18 protein-coding genes are annotated in these 16,332 nt (G+C 68.2%); 11 read left to right on the top strand and 7 right to left on the bottom strand.

All coding sequences use genetic code 11. The features are described from left to right. Positions 1-30 precede the first annotated feature (30 nt). The gene (locus AC3DEZ_RS13740) at positions 31-2,190 is read right to left on the bottom strand and encodes a hypothetical protein (RefSeq protein ID WP_488388711.1); all 2,160 of its coding nucleotides are present in this window, start codon (positions 2,188-2,190) and stop codon (positions 31-33) included. Between the two features lie 352 nt (positions 2,191-2,542). Between AC3DEZ_RS13740 and AC3DEZ_RS13735 the strand changes: the two genes are divergently transcribed. Together AC3DEZ_RS13735 and AC3DEZ_RS13730 are read left to right on the top strand one after the other, a co-directional pair. Continuing rightward, positions 2,543-2,899, top strand: coding sequence for a helix-turn-helix domain-containing protein (locus tag AC3DEZ_RS13735; protein WP_488388710.1), 357 nt, complete (start codon positions 2,543-2,545; stop codon positions 2,897-2,899). Between the two features lie 49 nt (positions 2,900-2,948). Further along, complete coding sequence (locus AC3DEZ_RS13730; protein ID WP_488388709.1) at positions 2,949-3,413, top strand: methyltransferase family protein; 465 nt, start codon at positions 2,949-2,951, stop codon at positions 3,411-3,413. Here the strand turns inward: AC3DEZ_RS13730 and AC3DEZ_RS13725 are convergent, their stop codons facing one another. Beyond that, complete coding sequence (locus AC3DEZ_RS13725; protein WP_488388708.1) at positions 3,414-3,728, bottom strand: ArsR/SmtB family transcription factor; 315 nt, start codon at positions 3,726-3,728, stop codon at positions 3,414-3,416. A 93-nt stretch (positions 3,729-3,821) separates the two neighbouring features. Here AC3DEZ_RS13725 and AC3DEZ_RS13720 point away from each other — a divergent pair, with 93 nt between their 5' ends. The 4 genes from AC3DEZ_RS13720 (at position 3,822) to AC3DEZ_RS13705 (ending at position 5,895) form a co-directional block, all read left to right on the top strand. Next, positions 3,822-4,706, top strand: a complete 885-nt coding sequence (locus tag AC3DEZ_RS13720; protein ID WP_488388707.1) for an MBL fold metallo-hydrolase — start codon at positions 3,822-3,824, stop codon at positions 4,704-4,706. Next, positions 4,703-5,119 carry a YeeE/YedE family protein gene (locus AC3DEZ_RS13715; protein ID WP_488388706.1) on the top strand — a complete coding sequence of 139 codons (417 nt, stop codon included), beginning with the start codon at positions 4,703-4,705 and terminating at the stop codon, positions 5,117-5,119. The genes AC3DEZ_RS13720 and AC3DEZ_RS13715 overlap by 4 nt, the downstream gene beginning before the upstream one ends. Next, complete coding sequence (locus AC3DEZ_RS13710) at positions 5,116-5,538, top strand: DUF6691 family protein (protein ID WP_488388705.1); 423 nt, start codon at positions 5,116-5,118, stop codon at positions 5,536-5,538. The genes AC3DEZ_RS13715 and AC3DEZ_RS13710 overlap by 4 nt, the downstream gene beginning before the upstream one ends. A gap of 108 nt (positions 5,539-5,646) precedes the next feature. Further along, a complete protein-coding gene (locus AC3DEZ_RS13705; protein ID WP_447103660.1) occupies positions 5,647-5,895 on the top strand; it encodes a hypothetical protein in 249 nt (82 codons plus the stop codon). A 39-nt stretch (positions 5,896-5,934) separates the two neighbouring features. On the opposite strand, the gene AC3DEZ_RS13700 is transcribed toward AC3DEZ_RS13705, so the two are convergent. Next, positions 5,935-6,312, bottom strand: coding sequence for a VOC family protein (locus AC3DEZ_RS13700; RefSeq protein WP_447103659.1), 378 nt, complete (start codon positions 6,310-6,312; stop codon positions 5,935-5,937). 213 nt (positions 6,313-6,525) lie between these two features. On the opposite strand from AC3DEZ_RS13700, the gene AC3DEZ_RS13695 reads away from it, so the two are divergent. Then, positions 6,526-6,906 (top strand): hypothetical protein, encoded by a 381-nt coding sequence (locus AC3DEZ_RS13695; protein ID WP_488388704.1) that lies wholly within the window; start codon positions 6,526-6,528, stop codon positions 6,904-6,906. A gap of 16 nt (positions 6,907-6,922) precedes the next feature. Here AC3DEZ_RS13695 and AC3DEZ_RS13690 read toward each other — a convergent pair whose 3' ends face one another. Beyond that, positions 6,923-7,306: a hypothetical protein gene (locus tag AC3DEZ_RS13690; protein ID WP_488388703.1), complete on the bottom strand. Its 384-nt coding sequence runs from the start codon at positions 7,304-7,306 to the stop codon at positions 6,923-6,925. A 176-nt stretch (positions 7,307-7,482) separates the two neighbouring features. On the opposite strand from AC3DEZ_RS13690, the gene AC3DEZ_RS13685 reads away from it, so the two are divergent. Next, complete coding sequence (locus AC3DEZ_RS13685; protein ID WP_488388702.1) at positions 7,483-8,295, top strand: MipA/OmpV family protein; 813 nt, start codon at positions 7,483-7,485, stop codon at positions 8,293-8,295. Between the two features lie 96 nt (positions 8,296-8,391). On the opposite strand, the gene AC3DEZ_RS13680 is transcribed toward AC3DEZ_RS13685, so the two are convergent. The 3 genes from AC3DEZ_RS13680 to AC3DEZ_RS13670 form a co-directional block, all read right to left on the bottom strand. After that, the gene (locus AC3DEZ_RS13680) at positions 8,392-10,683 is read right to left on the bottom strand and encodes a GH92 family glycosyl hydrolase (RefSeq protein WP_488388852.1); all 2,292 of its coding nucleotides are present in this window, start codon (positions 10,681-10,683) and stop codon (positions 8,392-8,394) included. Positions 10,684-10,786: 103 nt separating this feature from the next. Continuing rightward, positions 10,787-11,872 (bottom strand): bifunctional DNA-binding transcriptional regulator/O6-methylguanine-DNA methyltransferase Ada, encoded by a 1,086-nt coding sequence (ada, locus tag AC3DEZ_RS13675; RefSeq protein WP_488388701.1) that lies wholly within the window; start codon positions 11,870-11,872, stop codon positions 10,787-10,789. A 99-nt stretch (positions 11,873-11,971) separates the two neighbouring features. Then, positions 11,972-12,889 (bottom strand): LysR substrate-binding domain-containing protein, encoded by a 918-nt coding sequence (locus AC3DEZ_RS13670; protein ID WP_488388700.1) that lies wholly within the window; start codon positions 12,887-12,889, stop codon positions 11,972-11,974. Between the two features lie 106 nt (positions 12,890-12,995). Between AC3DEZ_RS13670 and AC3DEZ_RS13665 the strand changes: the two genes are divergently transcribed. From AC3DEZ_RS13665 to AC3DEZ_RS13655, 3 genes are all read left to right on the top strand, one after another. Beyond that, a complete protein-coding gene (locus AC3DEZ_RS13665; RefSeq protein WP_488388699.1) occupies positions 12,996-14,051 on the top strand; it encodes a YeiH family protein in 1,056 nt (351 codons plus the stop codon). Positions 14,052-14,167: 116 nt separating this feature from the next. Further along, complete coding sequence (locus AC3DEZ_RS13660) at positions 14,168-14,674, top strand: hypothetical protein (RefSeq protein WP_488388698.1); 507 nt, start codon at positions 14,168-14,170, stop codon at positions 14,672-14,674. A gap of 10 nt (positions 14,675-14,684) precedes the next feature. Then, on the top strand, positions 14,685-16,332 hold a 1,648-nt coding region (locus AC3DEZ_RS13655), incomplete at its 3' end, for a methyl-accepting chemotaxis protein (protein WP_488388697.1).

Raw genomic sequence — 16,332 nt, 5'->3', positions numbered from 1 at the left:
TGCGATGCCGCAGGCATCGGCGGCGCGCGGTCAGTACGCCGCGGGGTCGGCGCTGAAGGAGACCGGGACGGTGATCGTCGCGGTGCCCGTCGCATCCAGGCTGACGCTCAGGCTGATGGCCGCGTCGCCCGTCGCGCCGCCGTTGGCGGGACAACTGCTGCCCGCGCCGGTCGCCACGCATGTCCAGGGCGCGGATAGTCGGGCGCCGTTGGGCAGGGTGTCGTTGACCACGACGCCGCTCACCGCATCGGGGCCCGCGTTGGACACGGTGATCACGTAGCTGGTGCCGCCACCGGGCGTGTAGCTGCCGCTGCCGTCGGTCTTGCTGACCGAAACATCGGAGCGCAAGGCGCGGCTGTTGGTGATCCGGCAGGTGATGCTGGCCGGATTGGGACCGGCGGCCGGCGCGGTGAGGCTGAAGGTGGCGCCACTGCCGGAACTGATCGCGGTGCCATCCTGATCCGTGCACGCCCAGGTGGTGGTGTAGCTGCTCAGCAGCGTGGCGGTTCCGGCGGTTTCCGCCAGGTCGTAACTGAGTCCGGGCGTGGTCAGCGCAGGCGCGGTGGTTCCGTTGTTGCCGACGTTGCTGATGGTCGCCACCGTGGTGGCGCCCTGGGTGATGCTGAGATTGAAGCGGCCGGGATCGGTGGTGGGCGCCAGGATCTTGGCCAATGCGAGCGTGGCGACGCAGGATCGGCTCACGCCTTCGACGGTGAACACCGCATTGCCCACGCGGACGCCCAGCAGGGCAAGCAGGTTGTCGACCAGTCCGCCCAGCAGCGTGGTCAGGACCGGTTGCAGCAGGGGAACCACCGCGCCCTGCAGCGTGGCTTCGACGGTATCGACAATGGTGTCCAGGATCGGTGCGAGCGCGGGCGGCAGGGCGATCACCACCGGTGGCAGGGGGAACGGCGGTATCAGGGTGACCGTCGGGGTCCCCCGGCTGACTTCGAGATCCAGGTTGTTGAGCAGGTCCACGATCAGCGTGCCCGCGCTGACGGTCCCGCTGCTGGCCGTGCGTGTCTGCGGGTAGGGTGCGTTGACGGTGAAGTTGCGCAGTTCCGGGGATCCGGTCGCGGCCGCGCGACCGGTGACCGACAGCGGCACCTGTACGTCGATCAGGCCGACGCCCAGCAGATTGAGACGGAAGCCGAGTTGCAGATTGTTGATGACCACCGGCGAGACATCGGCATTGGTCACCACCCGCGAACGATTGAAGAAGATGCCGTCGGCGATGGTGCCGATGTAGAAGTTCACCAGGCCGGGGCGCGCCTGGAAACTCACCGCGCCGGCCACGTAGTCGATCGCGGTGATCGTGCCTTCGGCCCGCGCCACGTCGGCGTACAACTGGAGCTTGAGCACGTCGGCGGTCAGGCTGACGTTGGTCAGCCCCAGGCCGGCGGCGTTGAGCGCGTTGATGATCGCCTGGGTGTTGAAGCCCTGCAGCACATCGACGTTGAGCTTGATGCGGATGGCGCTGGTGTGGAACGAAGTGCCCTGGGGACCGCAGACGATCACCGGCGGTTCCACCACCTGCAGCCACAGCTGCAGGTTGGCCACGCCGGTCAGGCCCAGCGCGGCGGTGTTGACCGTGATCGGCGTGGGCGTGGTCAGCACGTTGCGGAAGTTGTAGAGCTGCGCCGAACCAGTGACCAGATCCAGCACGTCCAGATCGATGTCGGCCAGTGATCCCTGCGGCAGGCTGATCTGCAGCAGATCGGCCAGGCGGATCTGGCCGGTCAGGCCGGCGAAGTCGAGTGGCAAGGCATCCAGCACATTGGCCGCGGCGGTCTGGCCATCGGCCTGCAGCACCTGCACCATCGCCAGTTGCAGCTGCGCCAGGGTGATGTTGGTGTTGAGGACCTGGCTGGTGTCGCTGATGCCGAGGTTCAATCCCAACTGGGTGATCAGCGCGTTGAGATTGATGTCCGAACCGGCCAGCGCGTTCCAGTCCAGCACGGAGACGTTGACCGTGGTGCCGGGCAGCAGGGTTTGCAGCAGAAGATTGAGAACCGGACCCTGCGTGCTGTCCACCGAAACCAGCCGCGGGCCCGCCGAGATGCACGCGCCGGTGGTGCAGCCGGTCTGCGCCTTCAGCGGCGCGGGCGCGATCGCGAATGCGCTGATGGTCAGCAGGGTGACCAGGATGAAGCGGCTGGAAAAATGCCGCACGAAGCCCTTCGTATCCATCAAACTACCCCCCGTAGTCGATGTACAAGTCCGTATGAAATCGTTTTCGTTTTCCTGGATTCCGGATTACGCCTGCGGCGATTTATCCGGTGCGCGGACAGTGCGACGTGGGTCGTTGATAGATGGGCGCACTGTCGTTACATTCCCCGGCGTCGTTACTAATCCGTGATCGTTGCGTTGGCAACGTGGAAGGAATGCAAACGAAGTAAGAGCCACTTGCCAGTCACTGCATTTCGCACCGCTGGACGTTGGTGCGAGAGGGGAGGCAAGCGGAACCGGTCAAGTTTTGGACAGTGTCACTTGTGGGGCAGCAACACTGACTTTTTGGTCCCATGCGGGAAAGGAGTTCCTGATGATTCCGATGGCATTGCGCATCCGGCGCGCGCGCGTCCTGGCAAATCTTTCGCAGGCCGAACTGGCACAGAGGGCGGGAGTGAAGCGAAGCGCCGTCACACAATGGGAGCGCGAGGGAGGCACCCATCCCAGCCTCGAACACCTCACCCTGATTGCGGTGGCCACCCATGTTCCGTTCGAGTGGTTGGCGACCGGCCGCGGCGAGGCCGGCAATCATCCGGTGTTCGAGGTGCCGGCGGTGGCGCCCTCCGGGCAGGTGCTGGACGATGTGGAGGCCCGGGTACTGGTGCTCCTGCGGCGGATGCCCGTGCGCAAGCGGCAGGCGATCTGCGCGTTGCTGGAAATGCTGGTATAGGGATGAAGAAGGCGCCGGATAGAGCGCCGTCCCCCGTCATGGAGCACCGATGCCCCACGCACTGGAAACCCGCGTTCCGCCTCCCGTCGTCCTGTTGTTCGCCGCTGGCCTGATGTGGGGCCTGGCGCGCCTGTCGCCCGGGTTGCGCCCGCATTGGCCGGACGCGGTGTGGCTGGCGGCGGTCCTGGCGGCCGCGGGACTGGGGCTGAATCTGGTGCCGAAGTGGTGGTTCGGCCGCGCCGGCACCACCGTCAATCCGATGCGTCCGCAGGCCGCGCGCAGTCTGGTGGTGGCCGGACCCTATCGCTTCAGCCGCAATCCGATGTACCTGGGGCATGTGCTGTTGCTGCTGGCGTGGGCCAGTCTGTTGCGGCATCCCTTCGCGCTGACCGGCGTGGTGTTCTATCTGGCGTGGGTGACCCGGTTCCAGATCCGGCCGGAGGAGCGGATGCTCGCCGAGCGTTTCCCCGATGCCTACCCGGCGTACTGCCGGCGGGTCCGTCGCTGGCTGTGATCAGCGGCCGCGGCGCGTGCGGGAAGCGCGCGCCGCGGGTGCGCAATAGGCCTCGTACAACGCCTGCATGACTCCGGACGCCGGTCCCGGCAGCGGCGAGTAGAGGATCGACTGGGCGACCCGGCGGTTGCCCACCAGGCCTGCCTCGCGCAGGACCGCCAGATGCTGGGAGAGCGCGGACATCGACAACCCGGACAGGCCCTGCAACTCCGAAACGCCGGCTTCGCCTTCGAGCAGCCGGCACATCACCAGCAGCCGCGCCGGATGCGCCAGCGCCTTCAGCAGGCCGGACGCGTCCTCCGCGTGCCGGGCCATGCGTTGCATATCGGTAGGAGATGGCATGGCTTGATTGGTATTTGAGACAATGCTAATTTAGCAAATACTTTAATAAAGTTCAAGGAGCCGGCCATGCCGAACACTCCCGTCCGTCCCCGGGTCGACAGCTTCTTCCACGCCGACACCAACACCTTCACCTACGTGGTCTCCGAGGCCGATGGCGGGGCCGCGGTCGTGATCGATCCGGTGCTCGACTACGACACCGCCAGTGCGCGCACCTCCACCACATCGGCGGACGCGGTGTTGACGCATGTCCGCCAGCGCGGATTGAGGATTGAATGGATCCTGGAAACCCACGCGCATGCCGACCACCTCAGTGCCGGCGGTTACCTGCGCGAGGTGCTGCGCGCGCCGTTGGCGATTGGCGAAGGCATCGTGCAGGTGCAGGCACGCTTCAAGGCGCTGTTCGGGCTGGGTGACGACTTCGTCGCCGACGGCCACCAGTTCGATCGCCTGCTGCGTGATGGTGAGCGCCTGGCCGTGGGCGGCCTGGAGGTGCGCGTGATCGCCACGCCCGGCCATACCGACGACAGTCTCAGCTACATGATCGGCGACGCGGCCTTCATCGGCGACACGATGTTCGCGCCGGAAACCGGCACCGCGCGGGTCGACTTCCCCGGCGGCAGCGCGCGCAAGCTGTACGCGTCCATCCAGACCCTGCTCGAACTTCCGGCGGAGACCCGCGTGTTCCTGTGCCACGACTATCCGGCCGGGCGCGAGCCGCGCGCCGAGAGCAGCGTGGCGGCGCAGCGGGACGGCAACATCCATGTCGGCCACCAGCGTGGCGAGGAGGAATTCGTCGCCCTGCGCGAAGCGCGCGATGCGACGCTGGCGGTGCCACGGCTGATCCTGCCGGCCCTGCAGGTGAACATCCGCGGCGGACGCCTGCCGGATGCCGATGCCAACGGCATCGCCTATCTGCGCCTGCCGCTCAATCAGCTGGGGCGCGCTTCGTGAACTTCGGATCCGCATTGGCCGGCGGTGTGCTGATTGGCCTGGCCGCCGCCGCGCTGCTTCTGTTCAACGGCCGCATCGCCGGCATCAGCGGCATCGTCAACGGCCTGGCCACGAAGAATCGGGACGAACTCGGCTGGCGGATCGCGTTCCTGCTGGGATTGGCCGGCGGCGGCGTGCTGGTGATGAAACTGACGGGACAGGCGTCCGCTTCGCCAGCGAGCCTGCCGGTCCTGCTGCTGGCGGGTTTGCTGGTCGGCTTCGGTACCCGTCTGGGCAGCGGCTGCACCAGCGGGCACGGTGTCTGCGGACTGGGGCGATTGTCGCTGCGCTCGCTGGTCGCGGTGATCGCGTTCATGGCCGCGGCCATCCTCACGGTGTACGTGATCCGGCACGTGCCCGGAGCGGCGGCGTGACGCGCTGGCTCGCGGCGCTGCTGGCGGGTGCGGTGTTCGGCGCCGGGCTCGCGCTGTCACGCATGACCGATCCGAACATCGTGCTCGGTTTCCTCGATGTCGCGGGCGATTTCGACCCGCGACTGGCGTTCGTGCTCGCCGGCGCCGTCGTGACCACCCTGATCGCCTTCCGCCTGGTGCTGCGCCGTGGGCGGCCATGGCTGGCGGACCGCTTCCGGCTGCCGCCGGCACGGACCATCGATCCGCCGCTGGTGGCGGGAGCGCTGCTGTTCGGCGTTGGCTGGGGACTGGCGGGCTATTGTCCGGGGCCGGCGCTGGTCGGCGCGGCCGCGGGCGTGGAAAGCGCCTTGATCTTCGTCGCCGCGATGCTCGCGGGCAGCCTGCTGCAGGGAATGACGTCGCGCGGACGGGCGGCGTGACGGAAAATGCGTGCCACGGCTGGCACGCTGCTTTGCGCGCGGACCGTTGCAATGGCGGCGCAGCCATCTAGACTTGCGGATTCCGGCAGAGCGAATGATGGCGAAACGATGAACGATGTGATCCTGCTGTACGGCACGAACGACTTCGAACGTGAGCGCTGGGAAGATCTTCCCGAACTGGTCGAGCGCCGCGGCATCGTGCTGGCGCGCAAGGCCGGTCCCCGCACTCCGTTGCCGACGGATCATGTCTGGGAACCGGTATCGGTCTACGCCTCCGACGATCTGACCGAGGAGGAATTCCAGGAACTGTACGAGATCAACCGCGCGCACGTCGCGGAACTCAACCTCAAGTACTGATACTGATCGCCCTGCGATCGGGGCGCCGCGGATCGGGAATCAGGTGATCGTCCGCGGCTTGAGCTGGTGCAGCAGGATCGAGTTGCCTTCGCTGTCCTCGCACACCGCCATCCTGCATACCGGGCTGTGGATGACATCGCTGCGGAAGGCCACGCCACGCGCTTTCAGTTGCGCCATCAAGGTATCCAGGTCCTCCACCTCGAAGGCGATCGTGCCGCCCGCGGTCGCGCTGGGCTGATCCTCGATGAAATTGGTCAGCGCCACGCAGCCGCCACCGGGCAGATCGTATTCCAGCCAGTATTGGTCCCCCTGGTTTCCCATCGAACCGGGTTGCAGACCGAGCGTGTTCTCGTAGAAGTCTCGGGCACGCTGGACATCGCGGATCGGGTACATCGTGAAGGCCACTTTCTTCAACATGGGATGGCTCCGGGCAGAGGGTAGGCGCAGAAAACTGTGACCACGATACCCATGCCGGCCTCGACCGTGGCGCGCACGACATCGAAGCCGCGGATTTCCGACGAACGGTTCATCCGGCGACCGGTGTTCGGTCGTGAAATGCGTTGTTTCTGCTGTTCCTGTCATGTTGCGCGCGGATATTGGGGGAGTCCGCCGGAGAAAGGAGGCAGAGGGATGCTGTTGCAAGGACTCACCCAGGAAGGCAAGTGCGAAGTCATCGACGTCGAGGCCGAGCTGCAGCGGTGGCAGCATTGCGGTCCGGTGCCAGGGCATCGCGACGATGAGGCGTTCCGTCGATTCGAACCGACGTTCAGGTTCGCCTACGATCTCTATCTGCAGTGGCATCGCGAGCCGCTGGATGCGCTTGGCGATCGCATCGAAGGCGCGTACGAGCGCCAGCTTCCACCCGGCGAGCGCCTCGATCGCGAAACCGTGCTGGCGATCGTGGCCGCGGTGTGGGAGCGCATGGGAGGACGCATGCAGGCCTGCCGCATGCCCGCCACCGCGCGCGTACGCGCATCGGTGGGCCTGCCGCAGTCGCCGCCGCCGGTCTGACGTCGGGACAGGGGGCCTATCCGGTTCGCGGTGCTCCGGTGTTCGCGGTCTGTTGCGACAACCAGCGCCAGCTCTCATGGATCAGCACGCGCGCCAGCGGCCAGGCCGCGACGGGGGGCGTGGGCAACGTGTCCCAGCGGATCTCCAGTTCGCCGTCGACATCCGCGTCGGTGCGTCCGGCGTGGCTGGCGTGGGTCGCGAGCGCCAGCGCGTAGGCCCGGCATGCGTCGTTCCACGCGAGGTCCGGATGCAGACGCAGGCGCCGCTGGAAATCCTGCCGGCTGAAATCCTCGAAGTCTTCGGGAATGTCCGGAGGGTCATCGCTGGCGAGGCAGGCGGCGACCTGTTGGCCCGCGCGCTCCAGACTGACGTTGCCGTAGGCACTGCGGAGGTATTCCATGGGGGTAGACTCCTTCGGGTGTGCACCGATTGTCGGTTGCCTTGGCATGACCATTCCGTGAAAACACGGCGAAGGTTTCGTTGCCGATTCCGGCGCCGGATTAAAGCGGGCTTAAAGGGGATATGCCTATCGTGCGGACCCCGCGTGTCCCCCACGCATTCTCCGCAGGAGTCCGCATGTCGCCGTTCCGTCCCCTGGTTTTCCTGGGTTTGCTCGCCGGTGCCGCCGCGCCCGCATCCGCGCAGGTGGTGTCCGAATCCAATCGCGAGGCCGGCCAGGCCTCGGAATCGCGCTGGCGTGCCGGTCTGGCGGTCGCCAGCCGCGAGGGCGTCTACGCGGGCGAGGACGATCGCACCCTGGTGTTCCCGAACGTGTCGTACGAAGGCGAGCGCTTCTTCTGGCGTGGCGTGCAGGCCGGCGTCCATCTGTTCTCGCGGGAAGGTTTCGTGCTGGATGGTTATGTCGCCGGTCGCTTCGACGGCATCGACGCCGATGACTTCGGTGTTCCCGAACTGGCGGAACGCGGCATCGATCGCCGCCTGCTGGCCGACCGCGACGATGCCGCGGATGTCGGGATGAGCGCGCGCTGGCGCGGCGCGGCCGGCGAACTGGAACTGGATGCGCGCGCGGACGTCACCGGCACCAGCGAGGGCTACCAGGCCTCGCTCGCCTATCGCCATCCGTTCCAGGCGGGCTCGTGGCAACTGATTCCCGGTGTCGGCGTGCGCTGGCTGTCCTCGGACCTGGCGGACTACTACTACGGCACCCTGGACGAGGAAATCGCGCGTGGCGTGATGCGCTACCGGCCCGGCAGCGCCATCGTGCCCAACGCCAGCCTGACCGTGCTTCGCCCGTTCGCGGAGAAGTGGTTGTTCATCGCCAGCGCCGAGTACCGCCGGTTGCCGTCCGCGCTGCGCGACAGCCCGCTGATCGACCGCGACGCCGACGGCGGCACCACCGTGATGGTGGGCTTCTCGCGGGGCTTCTGAAGCCCGCGGCCCGGGCCGGATCAGCGGTTCATGCAACGGGGACGCGCATCGCGTCCCCTTGGCTGTTCGCGGAATAGGGACGCGCATCGCGTCCCTTCAATGGCCCATCGAATAGGGACGCGCATCGCGTCCCCATTCACGATTCGGCTCCGCCTGCATGGTGAAGCGCAGCTCGCCGCCGGCGAGGATTTCCGCGTGCTCCAGGTAGGCGCGATCCAGCGGCTTGCCGTTGAGGGTTGCGCCGCCGATGTACGGATGCGCTTCGTCCAGTCCTTCGGCGATCACGCTGAAGCGCTTGCCGTTGGGCAGGTTGAGGGTGGCGCGGGGCAGGAACGGCCGGCCGATCACGTACTGGTTGCTGGCCGGCGCCACCGGATAGAAACCCAGCGCGGTGAACACGTACCACGCCGACATCTGGCCGAGGTCGTCATTGCCGGCCAGGCCGTCCGGGCGCGGCGCGTACTGGCTGGCCATGATCGCGCCGAGCCGCGCCTGGGTGCGCCAGGGCTGGCCCGCGTGCGCGTACAGGTAGGCGACGTGATGGCTGGGTTCGTTGCCGTGCGCGTACCAGCCGATCAGGCCGGTGATGTCTTCCATGTGGGCGAAGATCTTCGGATCCACCTTCGCCTCGAACACCGCGTCCAGCCGCGCCAGCAGCTTGTCCTCGCCGCCGTGCGCCCGCGCCAGTCCGGCCACGTCCTGCGGCACGTACCAGGAGTACTGCCAGGCATTGCCCTCGGTGTAGTCGGTGCCGTAACCGCTGGCGGAGGGATCGAAGGGTTCGCGGAACGCGCCGTCGCGTTTGCGCGCGCGCATGAAGCCGGTGGCCGGATCGAAGGCGTGCTTCCAGTTGGCCGCGCGGCGGTTGAATTCGGCCGCGACGTCCTGGCGTCCCATCGCCTCGGCCACGCGCGCGATGGTCCAGTCGTCGAAGGCGTATTCGAGTGTCTTGGACGCGGCCTCGCCCTCCTCGTCGATCGGTACGTAGCCGAGTTCGCGGTACTGGGCGATGCCGTCGTAAGGCCCGTAGTTGGCGCTGGCGACCATCGCCTCAAGTGCTTCTTTGGCGTCATAGCCACGGATGCCCTTCATGTAGGCATCGGCGATCACCGGCACGGCGTGGTAGCCGATCATGCACCACGTCTCCTGGCCGTGGAACGCCCACACCGGCAGCACGCCGTAGGGACTGTGCCGGCGCGCGGCCAGCAGCGATTGCACGAAGTCGTTGCTGCGCTGCTCCGGCTGCACCAGGGTCAGCAACGGATGCAGCGCGCGATAGGTGTCCCACAGCGAGAACGTCGAATAGTGGGTGAAGCCTTTCGCCTCGTGCACCGCGTTGTCCGGTCCGCGATAGCGGCCGTCGCTGTCCATGAACAGGGTCGGCCCCAGCAGGGTGTGGTACAGCGCGGTGTAGAAGCTGCGCCGCTGCGCTTCCGGCGCGTCCGCGTCGATCGCGCCCAGCGCCTGCGTCCACTGGCGGCGCGCGTCGGCGCGCACGCCGTCGAAATCCCAGCCCGGGACTTCCGCGTCGAGGTTGGCGATCGCGTTGTCCTCGCTGACCGGCGAGATCGCGACCTTGACCAGCAACGGTCCCTGCGCGTCGGCGAAATCGAATGCCGCGACGATCTGGCGACCTTCGATCTGCGCGCGCTGGCGCGGGTCCTTCTCGCCCGGCGGCGGGAAGCCCTTGTAGGCCACGTCCTGTTCGGTGTCGTGCAGTTGCTGGCCCTGGACGGGCCGCGAAAACCGCAGGGCGAAGTACAACTGCCGCCCCGGCGCCCAGCCACGGGTCTCGCGGAAGCCGGTGACGGTGCCGTCCGGACGCAGGCGCAGGCGCGACCACAGCACCTTGCCCGGATAGTCGTACAGGCTGGTGCGCAGATCGATCAGCACATGCGCGGGCTCGCCGCGCGGAAAGGTGTAGCGGTGCACGCCGACCCGCGCCGTGGCGGTGAGCTCGGCGCGCACCTTGTAGTCATCGAGGGTGACGGCGTAGTAGCCGGGCTGCGCGGTCTCGTCGTCGTGGCGGAAGCGCGAGGTGTAACCGCTGCCGGGCTGATCGGGATTCCCGCGCTCCAGCTTCACTTCGCCGCTGATCGGCATCAGCAGCACGTCGCCCAGATCCGAGTGGCCGGTGCCTGAGAAATGGGTGTGCGAGAAGCCGACGATGGTGCGGTCGTCGTGGCGGTAGCCGGCGGCCCAGCCGTAGGCATCCTTGCGCGGCTGGATGCGGGTGTCGGGACTGAGCTGGACCATGCCGAACGGAACGGTCGCGCCGGGATAGGTATGTCCCTCGCCGCCGGTGCCGATGAAGGGATCCACGTCGGCGTAGGCGCGTTCGCCCGGGTTGTCCGCCAGCAGCGGCGCGGCCATCAGCCAGAGACACATCGCGCCTGCGGCGCGCTTCCACGTCTTGCGCATGCCCGTCCCAACGTCGTCATGGAGAAGGCGGGAACGTAGCACGCCGCATGGAAGGCGCATCGGTATCCGGTCACGCCGCGCCTTCGCGCCGCAGCAGTTCGCGCTTGCGATCCACGCCCCAGCGATAGCCGGACAGCGCGCCGTCGCTGCGGACCACGCGGTGGCAGGGAATGGCCACCGCCAGATGATTGGCGCCGCAGGCCTGCGCGACCGCGCGTACCGCCCGCGGCATGCCGATGCGCTGGGCGATCTCGGCGTAGCTGGCGGTGCTGCCGGGCGGAATCTGCCGCAGCGCCTGCCACACCCGTTCCTGGAAGGCGGTGCCGCGCACGTCCAGCGGCAGATCCAGGCCGATGCCGGGCGCCTCGACGAAGCCGACCACCCGCGCGACCCATTCCTCGAATCCGGCGTCGCCGCCGATCAGGTGCGCGCGCGGGAACTGATCCTGCAGGTCCCGCACCAGCGCTTCCGGATCCTCGCCCAGCAGGATCGCGCAGACCCCGCGCTCGCTGCGCGCGACCAGGATCGCGCCGAGCGAGCATTGGCCGATGGCGAAGCGGATGTCGGTATTGGCGCCGCCGGCGCGCCAGTCCTTCGGGCGCATGCCCAGGCGCTGGTTGGAGGTTTCGTAGAAGCGGCTGTTCGAGCCGAAGCCGGCGTCGAAGATCGCATCGGTGATGGTGGCGTCGCCTTCCAGACCTTCGCGCATGCGGCGCGCGCGCTGGGCCTGCGCGTAGGCCTTCGGGGTCACCCCGGTCACCGCCTTGAACACGCGGTGGAAATGGTAGGGGCTCATGCCCGCGCCTTCGGCCAGTTGCGCCAGTGATGCCTCTTCCTCGGTGTTTTCCAGTTGCCGGCAGGCGCGGGCGACCAGGTCCGCATGGTGGCGGACGAGGGCGGCGCGATCGGCGGCGGCGCGGCGGTTGGGTCGATAGCCGGCGGCCTCGGCCGCTTCGGGAGTGTCGAAGAACACCACGTTCTCCGGGCGCGGCAGGCGCGAGGGACTGCCGGGGTGGCACCAGACGCCGGTGGTCTTCACCGCGTAGACGAAACGGCCATCGGCGGCCGGGTCCCGCGCCAGCACGGCGGCCCAGCGCGGGTCGTCCTGGACGGCGGCGGCGGCGGTACGCGGGCGGGGAGGGGAGGATGCGTTCATGGCGGAAAGGCTCGTCGTGGGGACGACGCCATCTTGGTTCCCGCCAGCCTAGCCCACACTCCGTGCCTTGCGATCAAATTCGCGCCGGCCGGGCCCGCTTCAATCGCCCGGCAGGTGCGCGAGGAACGCCTCCAGCGCCGGCGAGCGACGCCGGTTGAGCAGTTCCAACCGGTACAGACGGCGGCTCAACGCGGCCTGGCCGTCCAGCGACAAGGTACGAACCCGGCGCATCGCGATCAGATCCTCCACCACCACCGACGGCAGGATGGCGACGCCGGCGCCGGCCGCCACCGCGCGGGCGATGGCCTCGTTGCTGCCGATCTCCACCTGGTGTTTCGGAGTGATGCCGTGGGCCTGCAGCAGGCGCTCGGCGACCCGGCGCGTGCCCGAGCCTTCCTCGCGCAGCAGCCAGGTCTGCTCGCTCAGGCTGGCGGCGGAGGCGAGGCGACTGCCGCTGCCGGCCAGATCGTCCGGCGCGATCACCACCAGCGCCTCCTCGCGCCAGACCCGGCGATCGATGCGCGGATCGTCGACCGGACCCTCCACGAACGCGGCGTCCACCGTGCAATCGATGATGGCCTGGGCGATCTGGGCGGTGTTGGCCACCATCACCTGGGTGCGGATGTCCGGATGCCGGCGGGCGTAGCCGGCGACGTGGACCGGCAGCCAATAGCCGGCGACCGTGGTGCTGGCGCCGATGCGCAACTCGCCCTTGCGCAGGCCGACCCGCTCGCGGATGTCCTCCAGCGCGATCCGCTCCATCGCGAAGATGCCGCGGGCGTGTTCGTACAGGGCCTGTCCGCCTTCGGTCAGGCGGACGCCGCGCATGCCGCGGGCACCGCCGGGCGCACGGTCGATCAGCGGCAGGTCGAGCTGGTGCTCCAGTTCGCGGACCGCCTTGGAAACCGCCGACTGGGTGATGAACATCGTCTCGGCCGCGCGCGAGAAGCCCTGCTGCTCGACCACGGCGACGAACACCCGCAGCAGATGGAGATTAAGAGAATGAGGAATATTCATGCATGAGGGAATTATATGCATTGGACTCATTCAAGGGGCGGGCCTAAGGTGCCGTCCGTCGGCGGGAATGTCCCGCCCGTGTCTTCCCGTGCCCAGCCATTTCCCGATGTCCACCCAATCGCTGTCCTCCCTGTCCGTTCCTCCGCATCGCCAGCCCGGCTGGTGGCTGGGACTTGGCCTCGCCGGACTGCTGGCCGCCGCGGGCCTGTGGCTGGCCGGCCTGCCGACCGTGCAGGGCTGGGGCATCAGCGCGCTGACCGCCGCGATCCTGCTGGGCATCGTCGCCGGCAACACCTTCTTCCCGCGCATCGCCGCGCGCACCGCACCGGGCGTGGATTTCGCCAAGAGCACCCTGCTGCGCCTGGGCATCGTGCTGTACGGCTTCCGGGTGACCGTGCAGGACATCGCCCAGGTCGGCATGGCCGGGCTGGTGATCGACGTGATCGTGGTGGCCTCGGTGTTCCTGCTGGCGGTATGGCTGGGCACGCGCCTGTTCAAGCTGGACCGCGAGACTTCTATGCTGATCGGTGCGGGCAGCGCGATCTGCGGCGCGGCCGCGGTGATGGCGGCCGAGCCGGTGGTCAAGGCGCAGGCACACAAGGTGGCGGTCGCGGTGGCGACGGTGGTGGTGTTCGGCACCGTCGGCATGTTCCTGTATCCGGCGCTGTATCCGCACCTGGGCATCGATGCGCACGCCTACGGCGTCTACGCCGGCTCCACCATCCATGAAGTCGCGCAGGTCGTGGTCGCCGGCAAGGCGATCAGCGAAACCGCCGCGTCGGTGGCGGTGATCGAGAAGATGATCCGGGTGATGCTGCTGGCGCCGTTCCTGTTGATCCTGTCCGCCCGCCTGGGCGCGGAAGCGGGTGCCGACGCCAGCGGCGCGCGGCCGAAGCTGATGATTCCGTGGTTCGCGGTGATGTTCATCGCGGTCAGCCTGTTCAATTCGCTGCATCTGCTGCCGACCGCCTGGGTGGCGGTGATCGTGCAGCTGGATACCGTCCTGCTCGCGACCGCGATGGCCGCGCTCGGCCTGCGCACCCATGCCGGCGCCATCCGCCAGGCCGGGGTCAAGCCGTTGCTGCTGGCGCTGAGCCTGTTCGCGTTCCTGCTGCTGGGCGGCGGCGCGATCAACTGGCTGGTGATGCGCCTGTTCAGCTGAGTCTCGCCGCGACGGCACCGTCGCGAAGGTAATAAAGATTCCGGTCGCACGGTCGATGGCTGGGATCTGGGACTGATGCCAGATGGACCATTGGGGCCCCGGGGAGAGGGCAGGCAATGGAATCGACCGCCGTACCACCGCGAAGGATCGCACCCGCCTGGATCGGGCCGGGCCTGCTCGTGCTCTGGCTGGGCGCGATGGTGCCGGCGCTGGCCCGGCTGGAAACCGGTGCCGTGCGTTCCTCGCCGCCTTCCGAGGCGAAGGCGCTGCTGATCGCACTGGGCGGACAGGCGGACCTGGCCCGCCATCGCGGCGCGGCGGTCGTCTTCCATCTGCCTTCCGCCTGCGCCTGCGATGACCGCGAAGATACCCGCCGCGTGCGTGAAGCGCTGCGCGCGCGTGGAATCCGCTGGGTCGAACTGGCCGGCGTCGCCCGCGCGGATCTGCCTCATTCCCTGATGGCCCTGGATGCCGATGGCCGGCTGCGCTACGCCGGCCCGGCGCGTCCTGACGGGCTGTGCGCCGGCGCGACGACCGCGCCGCTGGCGACCCGCTACCTGACTTTCCACCGCGAGGACGCGCCACGCGCGCTCATCAGCGGATCCCGTTGCCCGTGCAGATAAGGAGAATCGCATGTCCGCCCAACCGCATTCACGCCGAAACGACAGCCGCCTCGTCGGCCGCGAACGCTACGCCTACCTGGAGGAACTGGCGGCCGACGCCGATCGCATCTTCCTGTGGCTGGCCGCCGCGCTGGGTGTCGTCGCGCTGCTGCTGACGCTGCGCAACGGCCAATGGACGCCGGTACTGACGGTGGCGCTGCCCAGCGTGGTGGTCGCCGCGCTGCAGACCCGCCTGTTCCCCGGCACGCGGCTGAGCCGGATCACGATGGCGCTGGTGCTGATGGTGCTGTCGGCGGTGCTGATCCACCAGTCCGGCGGCATGGTCGAGGCGCATTTCGGCGTGATCCTGATGATCGCGCTGCTGCTGTATTACCGCGACTGGGTGCCGATCGTGGTCGCGGCCGGCGCCATCGCCGTGCATCACGTGGCGTTCTTCTTCATGCAGCAGGTCGGCTGGCCGGTGCCGGTGTTCCCGGCGGGCAGCGGCTTCGGCATCGTGCTGCTGCACGCGGCCTACGTGGTGGTGGAAACCGTGCTGCTGGTGATCATGGCCGTGCAGCTGCGGCGCCAGTTGCTGTGGCTGGGCTACGGGCCGCGCCGGTTGACCACGCTGGCCCACGACGTGGCGGCCGACAAGCCGGTGTCGGACGCCATCGCCCGGATGGATTTTCCACCGGCCTCGCTGGCGACCGCGCTGGTGTCGATGAGCGGCCAGTTGCAGCAGCGCCTGCATCATGAGCGCACCGCCGGACAGGAAAATCTGCGCATCCGCACCGCACTGGACGGCGTGACCGCGAACGTGATGATCGCCGATGCCGATCGCAACGTCGTCTACGCCAACCGGCCACTGATGGCGATGCTGTCGCAGGTGGAGGAACAGATCCGCCGCGACGTGCCGCGCTTCGATGTGGCGACCCTGATTGGCGGCAGCATCGACATCTTCCATCGGCATCCGGAACACCAGTCGCGCCTGCTCGCGGAACTGCGCGGTACCCATGAGGCGCAGATCCGGGTGGGGGGGCGGGTCATGCGCTTGATCATCAATCCGGTGGTGGACGATGCCGGCCGTCGCCTGGGCTTCGTGGTGGAGTGGTCCGACCGCACCTCGGAAGTCGATGTCGAGGAAGAGATGACCCGCATCGTCCAGGCGGCCGCCGCAGGCGACATGACCGGGCGCATCGCAACGGCTGGCAAACAGGGGTTCTTCCTGACCCTGTCCGAGCGCATCAATGGATTGCTGGATGCGAACGCGCAGATTCTGGATCGGGTGTCGACCCTGCTGTCCGCGCTGTCGCGGGGCGACCTGACGGTGCGCATGGACGGCGACGGCAGCCAGGCGCTGGGCGGCGTGTTCGCCCGCATGCGCGACGACGCCAACGCCACCGTCGCCCAGCTCACCGACATCGTCTCGCGCATCCAGGACGCCTCCACCGCCATCAACACCGCCGCCGGCGAAATCGCCTCCGGCAACGCCGACCTGTCCCGCCGCACCGAGCAGCAGGCCGCCAACCTGGAAGAAACCGCGGCGTCGATGGAGGAACTGACCTCCACCGTCCGCCAGAACGCCGACTCGGCCCGCCAGGCCAACCAGCTCGCCATCGGCGCGGCCTCGGTCGCCTCCCAGGGCGGCAACGTCGTCGGCCAGGTCGTCACCACCA

The sequence above is a fragment of the Pseudoxanthomonas sp. 134C1 genome (genome assembly GCF_057773065.1).
This window is presented reverse-complemented; position numbering and strand designations above follow the sequence as displayed.